This window comes from Photobacterium piscicola (assembly GCF_046058925.1).
In the GTDB taxonomy this organism is placed as follows: Bacteria; Pseudomonadota; Gammaproteobacteria; order Enterobacterales; family Vibrionaceae; genus Photobacterium; species Photobacterium piscicola.
On sequence record NZ_CP175535.1, the window covers coordinates 992322 to 1007909 of the forward strand.

The 15588-nt window shown below is 36.0% G+C and carries 16 protein-coding genes; 7 read left to right on the forward strand and 9 right to left on the reverse strand.

The genetic code is table 11. From position 1 onward, the window contains the following. The first annotated feature begins 22 nt into the window (after positions 1-22). Both ACJZU6_RS19095 and ACJZU6_RS19100 read left to right on the forward strand, forming a co-directional pair. A complete protein-coding gene (locus ACJZU6_RS19095) occupies positions 23-532 on the forward strand; it encodes a carboxymuconolactone decarboxylase family protein (RefSeq protein WP_080155955.1) in 510 nt (169 codons plus the stop codon). 378 nt (positions 533-910) lie between these two features. Next, the gene (locus ACJZU6_RS19100) at positions 911-2359 is read left to right on the forward strand and encodes a tyrosine-type recombinase/integrase (protein ID WP_408901110.1); all 1449 of its coding nucleotides are present in this window, start codon (positions 911-913) and stop codon (positions 2357-2359) included. A gap of 439 nt (positions 2360-2798) precedes the next feature. On the opposite strand, the gene ACJZU6_RS19105 is transcribed toward ACJZU6_RS19100, so the two are convergent. After that, positions 2799-4043, reverse strand: a complete 1245-nt coding sequence (locus ACJZU6_RS19105; protein ID WP_408901111.1) for an Nramp family divalent metal transporter — start codon at positions 4041-4043, stop codon at positions 2799-2801. A gap of 452 nt (positions 4044-4495) precedes the next feature. On the opposite strand from ACJZU6_RS19105, the gene rpoS reads away from it, so the two are divergent. Both rpoS and ACJZU6_RS19115 read left to right on the forward strand, forming a co-directional pair. Then, a complete protein-coding gene (rpoS, locus tag ACJZU6_RS19110; protein ID WP_080155957.1) occupies positions 4496-5374 on the forward strand; it encodes an RNA polymerase sigma factor RpoS in 879 nt (292 codons plus the stop codon). A gap of 67 nt (positions 5375-5441) precedes the next feature. Beyond that, positions 5442-5987, forward strand: a complete 546-nt coding sequence (locus tag ACJZU6_RS19115; protein WP_080155958.1) for a DUF1439 domain-containing protein — start codon at positions 5442-5444, stop codon at positions 5985-5987. Positions 5988-6030: 43 nt separating this feature from the next. On the opposite strand, the gene ACJZU6_RS19120 is transcribed toward ACJZU6_RS19115, so the two are convergent. Then, positions 6031-6327, reverse strand: a complete 297-nt coding sequence (locus ACJZU6_RS19120; RefSeq protein WP_080155959.1) for a hypothetical protein — start codon at positions 6325-6327, stop codon at positions 6031-6033. A gap of 166 nt (positions 6328-6493) precedes the next feature. Beyond that, on the reverse strand, positions 6494-7642 hold the full coding sequence (chrA, locus tag ACJZU6_RS19125; protein WP_408901112.1) for a chromate efflux transporter: 1149 nt from the start codon (positions 7640-7642) through the stop codon (positions 6494-6496). A gap of 234 nt (positions 7643-7876) precedes the next feature. Between chrA and ACJZU6_RS19130 the strand changes: the two genes are divergently transcribed. Then, positions 7877-8797: a LysR family transcriptional regulator gene (locus ACJZU6_RS19130; protein ID WP_080155961.1), complete on the forward strand. Its 921-nt coding sequence runs from the start codon at positions 7877-7879 to the stop codon at positions 8795-8797. 88 nt (positions 8798-8885) lie between these two features. Here the strand turns inward: ACJZU6_RS19130 and ACJZU6_RS19135 are convergent, their stop codons facing one another. After that, entirely contained in the window at positions 8886-10004 is a 1119-nt protein-coding gene (locus ACJZU6_RS19135; protein ID WP_080155962.1) for a 1-acyl-sn-glycerol-3-phosphate acyltransferase, read from the reverse strand. A gap of 260 nt (positions 10005-10264) precedes the next feature. Here ACJZU6_RS19135 and ACJZU6_RS19140 point away from each other — a divergent pair, with 260 nt between their 5' ends. Then, complete coding sequence (locus tag ACJZU6_RS19140; protein WP_080155963.1) at positions 10265-10948, forward strand: AraC family ligand binding domain-containing protein; 684 nt, start codon at positions 10265-10267, stop codon at positions 10946-10948. A gap of 96 nt (positions 10949-11044) precedes the next feature. Here ACJZU6_RS19140 and ACJZU6_RS19145 read toward each other — a convergent pair whose 3' ends face one another. Together ACJZU6_RS19145 and ACJZU6_RS19150 are read right to left on the reverse strand one after the other, a co-directional pair. Further along, positions 11045-11557 carry a hypothetical protein gene (locus tag ACJZU6_RS19145; RefSeq protein WP_408901113.1) on the reverse strand — a complete coding sequence of 171 codons (513 nt, stop codon included), beginning with the start codon at positions 11555-11557 and terminating at the stop codon, positions 11045-11047. 56 nt (positions 11558-11613) lie between these two features. Then, complete coding sequence (locus tag ACJZU6_RS19150; protein WP_080155965.1) at positions 11614-12141, reverse strand: nicotinate-nicotinamide nucleotide adenylyltransferase; 528 nt, start codon at positions 12139-12141, stop codon at positions 11614-11616. Between the two features lie 249 nt (positions 12142-12390). On the opposite strand from ACJZU6_RS19150, the gene nadE reads away from it, so the two are divergent. Next, the gene (gene nadE, locus ACJZU6_RS19155; protein ID WP_408901114.1) at positions 12391-13227 is read left to right on the forward strand and encodes an ammonia-dependent NAD(+) synthetase; all 837 of its coding nucleotides are present in this window, start codon (positions 12391-12393) and stop codon (positions 13225-13227) included. An 87-nt stretch (positions 13228-13314) separates the two neighbouring features. Here nadE and ACJZU6_RS19160 read toward each other — a convergent pair whose 3' ends face one another. The 3 genes from ACJZU6_RS19160 to ACJZU6_RS19170 form a co-directional block, all read right to left on the reverse strand. Beyond that, positions 13315-13842, reverse strand: coding sequence for an HD domain-containing protein (locus ACJZU6_RS19160; protein ID WP_107275551.1), 528 nt, complete (start codon positions 13840-13842; stop codon positions 13315-13317). 157 nt (positions 13843-13999) lie between these two features. Next, on the reverse strand, positions 14000-14185 hold the full coding sequence (locus ACJZU6_RS19165) for a YoaH family protein (protein ID WP_080155968.1): 186 nt from the start codon (positions 14183-14185) through the stop codon (positions 14000-14002). A gap of 84 nt (positions 14186-14269) precedes the next feature. Then, positions 14270-15469, reverse strand: coding sequence for an NnrS family protein (locus ACJZU6_RS19170; protein ID WP_327769275.1), 1200 nt, complete (start codon positions 15467-15469; stop codon positions 14270-14272). Positions 15470-15588 lie beyond the last annotated feature (119 nt).

Genomic DNA, 15588 nt, shown 5'->3' on the forward strand with positions numbered 1-15588 from the left:
TTCATAGTATGAGTATTTATTTATGTCAGTAATTGATGATCAAATAGCCCTTCTGTCATCGCTGTTAACAAAGCAAACAGATCTAACAAACGATAATTTAGTGTATGCAACTTGGGCGGCTGCTTTAAATTCTCAAAGTAAGTATGTTGTTGAAAATATTAGTAAACAGATCAAACGTCCAGATGTGGATACGTTACAAGATATTGAATATGCTATTTCACGAATGGGTGTTACTAACCCTTATTTTATTGCGAGACAATTTGTTGATATCAAACAAGGTGGGTCTTTAAATAGCCTTCATTTTCAACCATTACACGCATTGAATATAAAAAATGAAACTGCTTATCATTATGCGTGTGTCGTTGTTTCGCTAATGAATGGTGGCCATATGTGTCTTGCTTCTCACGTGAATAGTTTGCTAGAACGTAATGAAACAGAGCAAAGTATTGATGCTGCGATGCGTCTTGCAGCAGTGTGCTGTTCGCTCTCTAAAAGAACATTTATCGATGATATTTTAAATAATAATCACTAGTTATCTGTCTTGTTATGCAACACTCATATCATATAAATTTCGTTATCATGATATTAAATAATCCCCCTTAGATACGGTTTAGTATTACTTTTTAATATGACACCGTATCTGATCTATGATCTTTACTCTTCTATTATTCCCTACAAACACCCTATAAGTTACAACGTAACACTTTAAAATAGTTTAACATTTCCACACATCACCCGTTGAAATAAAAATTCAGCCTCTTTTTTGTGGTTATTTTTTAATCAATAATAACTGTGTTTATTGATTTTGATGATCTTGCTATTTTTCGCTAAGTAACAGATTTATATGGTTTTAATTTATCAGTCTTATATAATATCTCTTATAGCCGATCAAGAATAAAGACTATAATCAATGACGATCGACCCTTCAAACGCGCTAGTACATAACGACTTTAATCTTAGGCCGGGAACACTACGACAACAAACCGCAGTCAGTCAGCAGATCCGTCAACGGGATCAGTTTTTAACAAATCCAGCATTAGCGTATATTAATTCATTGGCCGCGACTGATACGACCGGTGGTCAAGCAAATGCTCGTTACACAATAGAAAGATTTGGTCGATTTCTGTTGGGATCAACCTTCGATCGAATGGATTGGATCACACTATTAACGAGCCCTACTCTTATTGAAAAAGCAATGGCCGCCTTTCTTATCCATCGTGCACAAATAAAAGCTCAGATGAAGGGGCTATTTTATGATCCACAGCGATCACTAAAAAACTTACACATTAATCCCTTAAAAAAAGCACTTTTCACTGTGGGTGATTATTTTTATCAACAGCAACAGATTTCAACAGCCCAATACAAAACCTGGCAATATGCTATCAGTAATTTTTCAATTAAAAACCACCCTTCTATTAATTTAGAACAAGGTTGGCTTCCTGCTCTTATTACTGAAAAAACATTAGCGATTGAATTTACGTCTCAAGCGAAAATTATGTTGGAAGCATTCAGTTGTTTTTGTATAAGGTCATGTATAGAAAGAATGGATTGGTACAGTATTCTTTATGCTCCAGTTCTACAAACCTCCATGCAATCTTTTTTATCTTCACGCTTAACGATGAAAAGTAGCGACCGAAAACAAGATTATGCACCGGCTACGGCTGATAATTTATTAAGAATGTTACGTGGTGTTGCTTACCATGCTTGGTTATCGGAATCGATTTCGATTGAAACCTTACAACGAATTAAGGCTATAAAGCTGCCGCGAGGCTCACGGCAATCAAGTGGACGTTATTTAAGTTATTCAGATGTTGACCAAATATCGGCACTAACTTTAACACAATCGAATAAAATAAAAGCATTAAGAGACAATGCCATTTTTTGGTTAATGTATGAATCAGGTTTACGTCGTGCAGAAGTCATTGGGCTTGATATCAATGATATTGACCTTTATTTATGCAAAATACGTGTTATGGGTAAAGGTAATAAAGAACGCTATGTCCCTTTTTCAAAAAGTAGTGATCTTTATGCCGCTATTGAAAAATGGCTTAATATCCGTTCTCAACATTCACAACAAATATCTACTTTCTTTTGTGGTGTTAATCGGTACCAGCAATTAACGTCACAACGTTTAACAACTCAAACTTTAAATGATCTTTGTAAACATATTCATCTATTGGGGTTTTCTCGTCAAATATCCCCCCATGATTTTCGTCACTCAGTCGCAACGAATTTATTACGCTCAGGGTATGATTTATTATTAGTTAGTAAGTTTATGGGACACAGTAGTATTACAACAACCCAGCGTTATGACCGTCGAACTGATGATGAATTACAAGGTGTAACTCCAGGTCGTTAATACCTCACACTATAGAAATTTTGTTTCAATATTTATTGTGAAAAATTGATCCTAAGTATAATAACAGCATCATATTCTGCTATATATTAAAAGAAATGTTATCGTGTAAAAAATAACAAATTGGATTAATTATGTTGATATTTATACGCACATTATTATTGATGTTGTTCATTATTTTCACGGCATCAAGCTCGGCTCTAACACTTCAACAGTATACTCAACAATATGCTCTATTACCTTGTACAGGGTTAGAGACTCGAATAGATAGCTTTAAAAAAAGGTTACCAATGATGTTATCGACAGCATCAAAAAGAGAATATGAAGATTTAAAACGAGAATATAAAGCACTTAATGAATTATATAAGAAAAAGAATTGTCATAAACGAAACTCCCGCTAATAATATTAACGGGAGCTAACAAAGGACTTATGATTGTAGTTTTAAGCGAGTAATGTATAACTTAAATATAAGTTTAATGCTAATACAATAGCGACAATAACTAAGCCTAACGTTGAGACAACTTTATTATTTTTGTATTTACCCATAATGACTTTGCTGTTAGTAAAGTATAATAATGGAATGATTGCAAGTGCAATACCAAAGCTAAGCACCACCTGGCTCATGACTAAAATCTCAGTAGTATTAACCGCTAGAGCGATAACGACAAATGATGGGATCATAGTGATTGAACGACGCACCCACATTGGAATGCTAAATTTAACAAAGCCTTGCATTACAACTTGACCAGCCATTGTGCCGACGACTGTTGATGAAAGCCCTGATGCTACTAACGAAATACCAAATAAAACTGATGCTGATTTACCCACTAACGGTGTTAATGTTTTATATGCTGTTTCTATCTCAGCAATATCTTTATTACCAGAATAATGAAATACTGCGGCGGCCATTGCTACGATAGCGATATTAACAAACCCAGCAATAACCATTGCAATTAATACATCATATTTTGTTGAGCGTAACCGTGTTGAAACTTTTTCGCCGTACGTATTTTTAAATAATGCTGAATGTAAATAAATAACATGTGGCATTACTGTTGCACCAAGAATACCTGCGGCTAAATATATTTGGTGAGGACTATTTAATGTTGGAACAATTAATCCAGTAACTAAAGCATGTGATGCTGGCGGTGCAATAAATAATTCAAATATATAAATAACAGCAACTAATAATAATAAAGCACCAATAACGACTTCGAGCGGTTTTTGGCTTTTGTTATTAAGCATTAATATCATCATTGTTGCGATTGCTGTGATAATAGCTCCTTCCATTAAGCTAATACCAAATAATAATTGAAAACCAACAGCAGCACCAATAAACTCGGCAAGATCGGTTGCCATCGCTATTATTTCGGCTTGAATCCAATAAGGACCAATTGCCCATTTAGGAAGATGATCTCGTAAATGTTCGGCTAAATTTTTACCTGTGACTATCCCTAATTTAGCTGACAGATATTGAATCAACATCGCCATTAAATTAGCCCACAGAACGACCCATAAAAGTTGATAACCAAAGGCTGAACCCGACTCAATATTTGTAGCAAAATTACCTGGATCAATATAACCAATAGCAGCAATAAATGCAGGGCCTAATAAAAGTAATTTCTTTTTTAACTTTAAGCTAAATGGGGTTGGCTGCATATAAAGTGCAATAGATGCTTTATTCATAAGTGACTCCTTTGTCTTGAGCCTACTTTACTTAAGATGCAAATGAGAATCAATATCATTTAATTAATAAATATGAGTGCTTATGTTCCACTTATGGTTTTTGCGATATTAATAGTTAATACCTATTGGTATGATTGCTATTTTAATTTGAGATTGTAAATTTTATCATTTTTAATGTTAAAAATGTCATCAACATCAAAAAATTGTGATCATTTGTCAAGAATAAGTATTAGAGTGTTTTATCTTTTTAAAAAGATCGATATTGTCGTCTTGTTGATTTATATATCCTTAACGCATTATAAATAGAAAATGTTAACGCTTATCAAATATATGTTTGTTTTATTATTTTAAATAGTCATATTTTTGTAAGGTTATTTATTGATAATAAACATGACAGTATACGCTATTGCTACAACTATGATGCGAAATGGATATTTAAAAAGGGATGTAATATGGAAGCTGAAGTAAATAGTAAAACACATGCTTTTGAAAATGATGTTATTCAATTATATCTTCGTGATATCTCGATGAAACCACTTCTCTCTAAAATTGAAGAAATTCTTTATAGCCGTAAAGCCCTAACGGGAGATAACAGTGCTAAGAAGGTAATGATTGAGAGTAATTTACGTTTAGTGGTGAATATTGCTAAACGTTATCGTGGTAGCTCTATTCAATTTAGTGATCTGATTGATGAAGGTAATATTGGCCTTATCACTGCGGTAGATAAATTTGATCCAGAAAAAGGATTTAGATTTTCAACGTATGCGACATGGTGGATTAAACAAACGATAGAACGTGCAATCCATAATCAAAGTCGAACAATTCGTTTACCTGTTCATGTATCAAAAGAAATCAATACTATTTTACGGACGCATAAAAGTTTATTGCATAGTCAAAATAAAGAGCCAAAAGATGAAGATGTCGCGAAAACGCTAAACCGTGATGTTGATGATATTACCACCCTATTATCTTACGATGCTCCGATTATATCTTACGATCAAACAATCAACGATGATGCTAATTCACAATCGCTAGCTGTCTTTCTTGCTAATGATAAAGAATTACAGCCTGATGCACATTTAGATGAGATGGATATTAAGCATATAACTACCTCTATTCTTGATTCCTTACCACCTCGAGATAAGGAAATCATTTGTCGTCGTTTTGGATTGCTGGGTTACGATTCACAAACACTTCAAGAAGTGGCTGATGAAGTAGGATTAACCCGTGAGCGTATTCGTCAATTACAAGTTATTTCATTGAAAAAACTCCGTAATTATTTACAACGGGATAATTATGATATCTCAATACTATTTGCTGACACAGCATGATAGATTGTTTACTATTATTTAAAAGAGCGCATCAGGCGCTCTTTTATTGTTCTAGTTAAGGTTTGTTATGCATTTAAAATCATTATTGGTTGCAGGTTCTGTCTTATTCTTTTCAGGTTGTGCTAGTTACGGTGTAACTGAAAATGAAATGCAATCTTACTTAAATAAAGAAACCCAATTTAACCATTCAGTTGGTATTCAAGGGTTAGCTTATGCAACGGGCAAGTTTGATAATATTAAAGTAGGAATTGGACGAGTCGCTAAAAATAAAGTCAATGTCGCAGCGACGGCAACGGCTGATTTAGAGTTAATGGGACAAGCGACTCAAAATATATCAATTAAAGCGAATTTTAGTGCTATCCCCTATTACAACCAAGATCAAGGTGCTATTTACTTAAAAGATCTAAATATTGAATCATTAGATGTTACACCGCAGAGGCTAAACAATGTGTTAACCAAACCAGTTATCACGCCTATTGTTTCTTTCTTAAGCCAAATTTTATCGACAAAACCGGTGTATAAACTGAATGATAATGAAATAGAACAAGCTCTTTTGAAAAAAACCAAACCTGAATTAGTGATTGAAAACCATAAATTAGTTTTAGATTGGTAATAAATAACTGTGCATATAAAAAGCTCTTAATATAAGAGCTTTTTTATTGACTATTTTCTGATTGTTTTAAAATATGCTGATTTAAGGTCTCATCCATCATTTTTACTGACCTTTCTGCTTCAAAAGAACGCTTCATTGCTTCTGCTGCATAATCCCTCATTGACGGCGTTTGACTAGTAATAATAAGCATAAGAACAAATATAATTGTAGCAACTGACAAAATAGCGACGGTGTATATTCGTCGAGTAATACGAGCTTCACTTTGTTTAATTTCTGCTTTTACTGCGCGTAGTACATCATAGTTGGTGATGTTTAAACGTATTCTTTGGTTTTTATCCATTTTAAACATTCAGTTTAATTAATAACAGGTTATTTTAACAAGCTAATCTGAATTTAAGCTTACGTAAGTTTAAGTTTGTAGATGATGGTATATTTTATTCAAAGTATAAAGTTATAGTGCGTTAGGTGTTATAAAAAAAGCAGAGCTATTACACTCTGCTCCGTTATCAATAAGCTATAATTACAAATATTAATAATAAAATAGCTAATAGCCACACGGGGCATTGGTACTTTTTAATTAAAATATACCCTATAACAACGGCGATAACGTCAGTAATTGATTTAACTGAACTCGTTACTACCGGATTAATAAGTGCACTTCCCAATAAACCCACCACACAGGCATTTATTAATAAAATTGCTTGTATTAAACGAGGATGACTAAATAATGCTTTCCAAGCAGGAAGAAAAGCAAATAGCAATAAACTACCAGGTAGAAAAACCGCAACAGTTGCAATGACACTCCCCCAGAGAGGCATTGCTGGCATAGCTGAAGCACCTAGGTAACTGGCCATCGTAAACATAGGTCCAGGTACTAATTGTGCTGAAGCATAAGCACTTAAAAAGGTATTATCTGTGACCATACCATCAAGCATTGGTTGTAATAATGGTAACACCACATGCCCACCACCAAAAACAAAACTGCCCGCTTGATAGAAAATAGAAAATAATTTAATACTATCGTTTGTTGCTGCAATAAAAGGTAATAATGCTAATAACCCTAAAAAAGTTATAACTAATCCAATATGTGGTCGAATGGGCTTAATTAAATGCTTATTAACTACTGGCTGTGTTTTAAATGACCATAAATAACCCACTATACTAGCAATAATAATAGGGAATATTTGACCGAGTAAACCATCACTGAACATTAACCACGTCATGGTTAATAATGCTGTTGTAATAGTTGGGATAGAAGTTAAATTCTTTTTTATCATTCCCCATAAAGCATCAGTAACAACCACAACTGCTAATAATTTTGCAGCGGTAATAATATGCTCAACAATAACAGAGCTACCAAATTTATTATTTGCAACAGCAAGGAAAGTTAATAATGCAAACGATGGTAAAGTAAAACCAATAAAAGCAGCAATCGATCCTATATAACCTGCTTTTTTATATCCAATATACATTCCAAGCTGGCTACTCGCTGGGCCGGGTAAAAACTGACATAACGCAATAGCTTGTGTGAAATCTTCATCAGTAAGCCATTTTTTCTTAACGACAAACGCTTGCTGAAAATAGCCTATATGCGCTGCGGGGCCACCGAAACTACATAGCCCTAACACTAAAAACTGCCAAAAAACCGTTACCATTAATCACATCTCCTATAGTGAAGTCATGATTGTAACGATTGTTCTTCTATTACTAAAATCGTTTGTACAGATACATATCATTAATATAATCGATGTTTAATTTCTTTATTGCGTCATATCATTTTCATAATGCACATAATCCTCTATGATAGAAATCATATTCTTCTTATGTAATAACAAGCAAAGTCATATACAGTTCTCCTACTTTGCTTTTCTCTTCAAGAGTCGATGCTTATGTTAGAAAATCTTCAACAAATGGTCATCTTGGCAGCTATCGGCCATGAACAAAATTTCACTCGAGCAGCAGATAGATTAGGCATCTCTAAATCTCAAGTCAGTAAACAAGTGCGCTTTTTAGAAGAACGCTTAGGGTGTCAGTTAGTTCAACGCAGTACGCGCACGGTTGCGTTAACTGAAATCGGTTTACAATATGCGGATTATGGTCAGCAGTTGGTTGATACTGTTAATGAAGCTGAAGCAATGGTCGCAGGCTACCGTAATGAGATTAAAGGCGTGCTTCGAATTGGCATAGCCCAATCTTTTGGCAATATTCACATTACCTCCGCTTTAGCTGAATTTCAAAAAAGTAACCCTGAATTAGAGTTAGAAATTAGTCTTTTTGATCATCGTCCTAATCTATTAGAAGAAGGTTTTGATTGCTGGATAGCCATTCATGAGCATCCGCCTGAAGGTATGGTAGCCAGAAAATTAGCGACATGTGAGTTTGTTGTAGTCGCATCACCCGATTATATTGCTCAACATGGCCAACCAGAAACACCCAGTGATTTGCGTCGCCATAACTGTATTACTTATCAAAGCCGTGAACGTAAATATGTTAACTGGGCTTTCTCTCGTGATGGCGTACAGCAATCTATTCGTGTTCGAGGGAATTACCGTATAGATAATGCCCCCGCAGTGTTAGACGCCGCGGTGAGTGGCTTAGGGATAGCCTATTTATCGACTTATCTAATGACTGATGAGCTGGATAACCATAAATTAATTCAGTTACTTCCCGAATGGAAAACAACGGTCGATTTACCTATCTATGCTGTTTATCCACGTAGAAAGTATTTAGCACCTAAAGTACGTTGCTTTATCGATTTTATGGCAGAGCGAATGGCACAAGCTCCGTACAAGAGTCCACGAGTGATATAAAACTTATTATGTTTTGATGATGCTATTACAGTTATCGAGAAACAAAAAACGCGACTGTGATGGCCGCGTTTTTATATTTAAAGGAACGTTATTCTGCTACCGTTTGTTTCTTTTGCGCAGGTAAAGCATACATTCGACGTAATATAGCCTGTACACCTTGAGGTTGATCTGCCAGTTTCTGGGCAAATAATTGCTCTTCTTCTGCCGTTACTTGATCAGATTCAATCTCTGCTGCGATATAATTCGATGGAAATAAATGATAATTTTCAGTTATTTGCTTATCAATTATAGCTGCAAGTTCATCCGGTGTTTCTGGTGCATCAGTGATTACATCACCAAAGCTGATATGAATACGGCGTTTCTGACCAACAATGCCTTGTACGATACTTTCAATATCTTCAAATTCAGATTTTTCATAAGTACCAGTGGTTTCTTTTTGGTAAAGCTCTTGGGCTTTAGCTAAATCACAGGGATCATTTTCATATGAAATAGAGACAGGAACGATATTTAAACCACTCATAAACTCAGCAAAAGGTAATTTTTGCTTACGTCCTTCCATAAAAAACATTTTTAGAATGGCTGGATCAGTTTTATCATTGCCGTCTTTTGCTCGACCTTCCTTTTGTGCAATCCAAATATTATTACCCGTCATTAAGGAATGTGAAATATAACTAGAAAGTAGGCCTAATGACTTCATTAATTCACGCGGCCCCTTTGATGAACGTTTCACAATAAAACTCTTGTTCAAACGCATCAATTCAGTCGCACATGGCTTTTTAAGCAGGTTATCGCCAATTGCAATGCGAACAGTATTGAAGTTCTCATTGAATAAACACCAGTTCACCATCGCAGGATCCATCGCAATATCACGGTGGTTAGAAACAAATAAATAAGCTTTATTTGGATCTAATTTATTTAATCCTGTTGTCGTTACACCGTCACAAGAATGAGCAATGGTTGCACGCATATACTTAGCAACATAGTCTTGCACATCTTTAACACTTGCAACGTTTGACCACTTTTTAACAAGAAAACGTTTAATTAACGGAATAAGTAGCCAGCCAAACATACCGGATGCATGAGGAAAGCGGTATTTTAAAATAGCATTGATAAAATCTCTATCATCAATAAGGCGTTTGATAGCCCCTTTAACTTCGTTATCGTTGTAAGGGCGGATTTCTTTATAAATATCGTTATCTATACACACAATAATGCTTCATCTTGAAAAAACTTGGCTATTCTACTGATAAATGTTGTTTTACCAAATAACCTACGTCAATAAGGGAAATGGTTGGAGGTCTAACCACATGATGTCGTTGAAAATTCAACCACTATTAATTATTAAAACTACAATTTAATGCAAAAGTGACTAATCATACACTGATTTTAACTATTGTCGCCTATGTGTTGTTGACGAGGTAATAAAAACAGCCGAATATGTGCAAGATATCGAGCTAGAGAGACATTATGAAACAAGCCATTGAGTTTTCTAAAAACGAACACCCTTTTCTTTTCGTCGGTTCTCGTCGTAAAAGTAACAACGCCTATTTTATTGTTGTTACTAGCGGCAGCATATTAATACGGTTGGGTAAACATGAACACCTCGTATCCAAAGGACATGGCTTTTGGGTTCCCTTTGATTGTTTACATGCGGTAACTATTTTACCTGGCACGCATTTTTTCAACGTTGCTTTTTCAATTCGCCTGCGACAGCCTCTCTGCCGTGAAACGGGCTTCTTTGTGGTTACACCACTACTTGATGCTCTGCTAATTGAACTGGAAAAACAGCCAGCAGAAAATCACGACTGGGATGGTGTAGAAGGACGCTTACTTAAAGTGATAGCGGATCAAGTATCCACCCTATCAGCGTCAACACAATCGTTATCACCAGCTATCAATAAACAGTACCATAGTGCATTGGCATTATTATTTAATGGCAATAAAGTCACTGAAAAATCGGCTGTTCAAGCAATAGAGCCGGTATTAGGGATGACCTTAAAAGAATTTGAAGCTTGTATCACTATGCGTGAGACAGTGAAGCTAATCCGTTCAGGAAGAAAATTACCGCAAATAGCAGCCCAGTTAAATACATCCGAAGTCCTGCTGGACGCTCTTGCAATGGCTATTTTAGGTAAACCCTTTCAAAAATAAAACTGACTCTACAAAATAATGCCCATTATCGTAATGGGCATTATTCATCACGTCGAATGACGCTAATCAATGGTTATAACGTAAGTAAACATGCGTCTAATTAAGCGGCACATGAACCTGTACTGAGATGCCATCATCTACACTACTCTTGGTATGCCAGCGATAATCCAATCGTACACGTGTACTATCATCATTGGGATCACCAAAACCTAAGCTCATTTGAACGCCATGGTTAAGTACCCACTGTTCGGCATCAACAATATCTTCAACGTTTTCGTTGTCATATTGTCTTGGTAACCAAAATCCCAAGCCATAATACATTGAATCATTATATTCAGTAAAAACAGGATGATCAGCAAAGTCGTCACTCCAGTGATTCCAAAACTCACTGGTGTTATCAACCTGATCTTGTTTCCAATCATTAAACCGTTGTGATCTAGAATAAGGATCATCTTTAACCTGCAAGAAAGGGATACTATCTGCATTATTCGATAATCGACATACGGAATGATCAAACTGAAACAATTGATCTTCTATTTTTATGGTGTTATTTGGCGTCAAGTCACATGGAAAAGCATATGCAGATGATGAATAAATTAAGTTACTCATAATAATAAGTATCAATGCTTTAATTTTATTCATATGCAATATTAATTATCCATCCATTAATCAGTAAATTTAAACCGCTCATCATTCATCAGCATCATTTTCACCGTAGGCGTCGTGTACTGAGTAATATCATGATTATGTGCCAATGCCTCTCGTATAACGGTACTACGTACCGGAACCGTTTCAGGACATGCCATTACTTGCCAGCGTTTAAGAATTTGCTCTGCTTTATAAAAGCGATGAAAACTCATAAAATTATCTGGGCCAATCACAAAAGTAATATTTGCCTCGGGGTACTTTAATTGTAAAGCTTCAAGTACGGCAAACGTTGTGACTGCATTATCATCAACCGCTATTTGTTGCTCTAATGTAGATAATTCTAGATTACTTTGTCCAATATCACTGATGAATGCACCCACAAGATCACATCGAGCCTTATAGTCGAGCATTACTTTTCCCCAAGCATGCTGATAACTAGGAAGTAATAACACCTTATCAAACTGCCCTAGTCGCTCTAGCACCGAGCGGTGACCTATACTCGGAGGATTAAATGCGCTTCCAAAAACTGCTAGTGTCTGTTTCATATTTCAATCAACTAACCTCTTATATTGCAAAACCAGCCAAATACTATCGCTATAGCGAAATGTTCCTTAGTATCGTACTGTTTTAACGCTAAAACGGGATTATTTTAAATAATTTTACGCTTGAGCATTGATCCTTAGTTAGAGTTATCGCATGATTTTGGTAAAGGTGTAATGGCTGAGTTCTCATTTTTCCATTATGCCGTTTTAAGTGATTAATATTTGGGCAAAAGCCTTAAGGATTCATTACCCATGGAACAACTTATCCGTGAACAAATGCGCGTACTTCCTACTATCGATGTTGAGTTTGAAATTCAACGCCGTGTTGCTTTCATCCAGAAAAAACTCAAACAGTCTGGTTGTAAATCTCTAGTACTCGGTATTAGCGGAGGTGTTGATTCAACAACTTGTGGCCGTCTAGCACAACTTGCTATCAATGATTTAAATACAACAATATCGAGTAATGATTATCAATTTATCGCGGTTCGTTTACCTTACGGTGAGCAACAAGATGAAGATGAAGCACAACAAGCTTTAAAATTTATTCAACCTAGTCAATCTGTTAGCGTAAATATCAAAGCAGGTGTTGATGCACTGCATGCCAACGCATTATTAGGATTAGAAGGCACAACTTTAATTCCAACAGATGCGGCTAAAGTTGACTTTGTAAAAGGCAATGTTAAAGCGCGTGCACGTATGATTGCTCAATATGAAATTGCAGGCTTAGTTGGTGGGCTTGTGATTGGTACCGATCATTCAGCAGAAAACATTACAGGCTTCTACACTAAATTTGGTGATGGTGCTTGTGATTTAGCCCCTCTTTTTGGTTTAAATAAACGTCAGATTCGTGCTATTGCCGCGACGTTAGGTGCACCAACCCATCTTGTAGTAAAAGTACCAACGGCTGATTTAGAAGAACTAGCACCACAGAAAGCAGATGAAGAAGCGCTATTGGTGACTTATGACCAAATTGATGACTTCCTTGAAGGTAAACCTGTTGATGATTTTGCTCGTGAGCGCCTAATAAGCATTTATCGTGCAACGCAGCACAAACGTCAGCCTATTCCGACAATTTATGATATTGATTGATTCAGTACTCACTGCGATAGTTCGTTGAGACAAAAACAAAAGGCCTAACAAGATGTTAGGCCTCTATATTGCTGAATAGCGAATAATTTACTTACATGGCTCAAGTTGAGGTTGATCGATAATGAGTGCATCCAGCTCTCTCCATAAATCATCACAAAGATTAGGGCGGTATACCGCTTCTTTAAACGCAGAATGCTCGTGTTGATACATTTTATAATGGCGTGGTGAACTTTTTCTACTTGAGCGCACATTAGACAAACGATCACAAACTTTCACTATTAGCGCTAAACGTGCAGCATCATCTTCAATATTTAAAGCGGATAAGCGTTGGTTAATTTCTAATTTTCTTTTCGCGCGATCTTCTAATTTCACATCAGTAACAGAATTAACTGCATCAGCAATAGTAAAACCAAAACGATCAACCAATTCATTAAAATTAGTATCCGTATCTTCGATTACATCGTGTAATTGAGCTGCAATCATTGCATCAACGCCAAATGGCTGTGCAAGTTCTGCTACGGTATTAAGATGAACGGCGTATGGGAGTTCGCCATATTTTTGGTCACCATGGCGTTTTTTTGCAAATTCTTGTGCAGCTAAATAACGACTATCCATCACTTTATCCTCGGTACTTTCTTATTATATTGACTCATTGTAGAAGTAATACATTCCTTGTTACTAGTCATTTATTTGGAATAAAATAATTCAAAAATAAAAAAAGAGCCTTTCGACTCTTTTTGTTTTTTAGATAGTTACGAATGATAACTCAGGGTTATTCTTCTTCATCTGCAGGAAGTTCGCCCGCAGCCTGACGACGCTTCATATCCGCTTCACGAATCTCATTAGCAACAATCATGATAGCTTCGCCGCTACTGATACCTGTAGCCATAAGATCATGAATACGCTCTGCGGCTACTTGCTGCTCTGAGTGTGTTAATGTCGGCGTGTGATTATACATATCATTCTTCTTAACTTCGTAAACGGGTAGGTATTCTAGGAGTAAAGTGAAACAATGTCACTGTTTATCCTCACTGAATACAAATTAACCTGGATGACCATCAACACGTGTTTTGGTTAATACTGGATAATAAACGATCGTAAAAATAGTAAAGGCAATCACCCATAAAACAGCTGAAATAACATACGCATCCATAGTCGCTATCGGCATAATCACCACTAATAATGTACGCGCCAATAATGAACCAAATAAACTCATAAAGGCAATAACCATCCAACGACCAACCTGCAACTTCCTACCAGTATGGCCTAATGAAACACGTGCCATCATTGCTAGTATCATCGCACCAATGCCACCAATAGCAATAATATGAATGCCTATTGTTGGATTCATATTATGGTTAATATAACTTCCACCAAGCCATGCTAAACCAATGATCATTGATAAGTAAGCCCCATGTAGCGACCATAATAATGGTACTGTTATTGTTTTATAACTACGCCAGCGGCACATGCGAACTAAATTAGTTACCGCTGCAATAAGATAAGTTGCCGCTAATATAGATGAAGGAACCGTAACCGGGAAAAGTGTGAATATTAACAATATCCAAATAGGTATTAAGGCTGCATATTCCAACATTGATATACGAGTAATTGTTTCCGTTTGTGTTCCTCGTGAAGTGAAAAATGGAATCACTCGACCACCAACGACAATAACAACCGCAGCAATAATAGTTAACGTTGTTAATGCGATTGCTTTTAAATCATAAGGAATAACTTTGAGCACCATTAAATGGTATTTGACGTTGAGTAACGTAAACATAATAAGAACAGGGACAAAGAACACGTTACGCCATTGCTTAACCTTGAAGATAGGTTTTGCTAAAAAAATTGTAGCTACAATAATCCAAGCACAATCAATAACCATCCATAAATAGCTTGGTGTTGCAAACATAAGCCCTAAACGCGCAATAAGCCATAATCCAAATAAACAGGCCAGCTTTGTTCCTTTAACACCAGTCTGCCCTGTCCATGTCTGTACTGCTGTGAGTAAGAAGCCAACAATAACCGCACCTGCAAATCCAAACAGCATTTCATGGCTATGCCACCATAGCGGGTTACCATACATAAATTGACTAATATGCGTATTACCAGCCCATAACAATCCCCACAATGCGATTGAAATAACGGCATAAACAGCTGCACCGATAAAAAATGGACGAAATGCGAGCCTAAATAAAGGGGGGATTTTTTCTTCTTTTGCTCGATCGATAATTTGCATCATACTACCTCACTATAAACATGCATAAATTATACATGTTTATAGTGCTATTTCTATACTTTCTCGAATTAGTTTTATTTATATGAAATTAAAGTAAAAAAAATGGCTACCACATTACTGTA

Excerpts from the sequence above, each read along its gene's own strand:
- ACJZU6_RS19130 (WP_080155961.1), top strand. The coding sequence starts at position 7,877 with ATGTTAGAAAATCTTCAACAAATGGTCATCTTGGCAGCTATCGGCCAT.
- ACJZU6_RS19115 (WP_080155958.1), top strand. The coding sequence starts at position 5,442 with ATGCATTTAAAATCATTATTGGTTGCAGGTTCTGTCTTATTCTTTTCA.
- ACJZU6_RS19120 (WP_080155959.1), bottom strand. The coding sequence starts at position 6,327 with ATGGATAAAAACCAAAGAATACGTTTAAACATCACCAACTATGATGTA.
- rpoS (WP_080155957.1), top strand. The coding sequence starts at position 4,496 with ATGGAAGCTGAAGTAAATAGTAAAACACATGCTTTTGAAAATGATGTT.
- ACJZU6_RS19145 (WP_408901113.1), bottom strand. The coding sequence starts at position 11,557 with ATGAGTAACTTAATTTATTCATCATCTGCATATGCTTTTCCATGTGAC.
- ACJZU6_RS19140 (WP_080155963.1), top strand. The coding sequence starts at position 10,265 with ATGAAACAAGCCATTGAGTTTTCTAAAAACGAACACCCTTTTCTTTTC.
- ACJZU6_RS19165 (WP_080155968.1), bottom strand. The coding sequence starts at position 14,185 with ATGTATAATCACACGCCGACATTAACACACTCAGAGCAGCAAGTAGCC.
- ACJZU6_RS19150 (WP_080155965.1), bottom strand. The coding sequence starts at position 12,141 with ATGAAACAGACACTAGCAGTTTTTGGAAGCGCATTTAATCCTCCGAGT.
- ACJZU6_RS19100 (WP_408901110.1), top strand. The coding sequence starts at position 911 with ATGACGATCGACCCTTCAAACGCGCTAGTACATAACGACTTTAATCTT.
- ACJZU6_RS19160 (WP_107275551.1), bottom strand. The coding sequence starts at position 13,842 with ATGGATAGTCGTTATTTAGCTGCACAAGAATTTGCAAAAAAACGCCAT.
- ACJZU6_RS19105 (WP_408901111.1), bottom strand. The coding sequence starts at position 4,043 with ATGAATAAAGCATCTATTGCACTTTATATGCAGCCAACCCCATTTAGC.
- ACJZU6_RS19170 (WP_327769275.1), bottom strand. The coding sequence starts at position 15,469 with ATGATGCAAATTATCGATCGAGCAAAAGAAGAAAAAATCCCCCCTTTA.
- chrA (WP_408901112.1), bottom strand. The coding sequence starts at position 7,642 with ATGGTAACGGTTTTTTGGCAGTTTTTAGTGTTAGGGCTATGTAGTTTC.
- ACJZU6_RS19095 (WP_080155955.1), top strand. The coding sequence starts at position 23 with ATGTCAGTAATTGATGATCAAATAGCCCTTCTGTCATCGCTGTTAACA.
- nadE (WP_408901114.1), top strand. The coding sequence starts at position 12,391 with ATGGAACAACTTATCCGTGAACAAATGCGCGTACTTCCTACTATCGAT.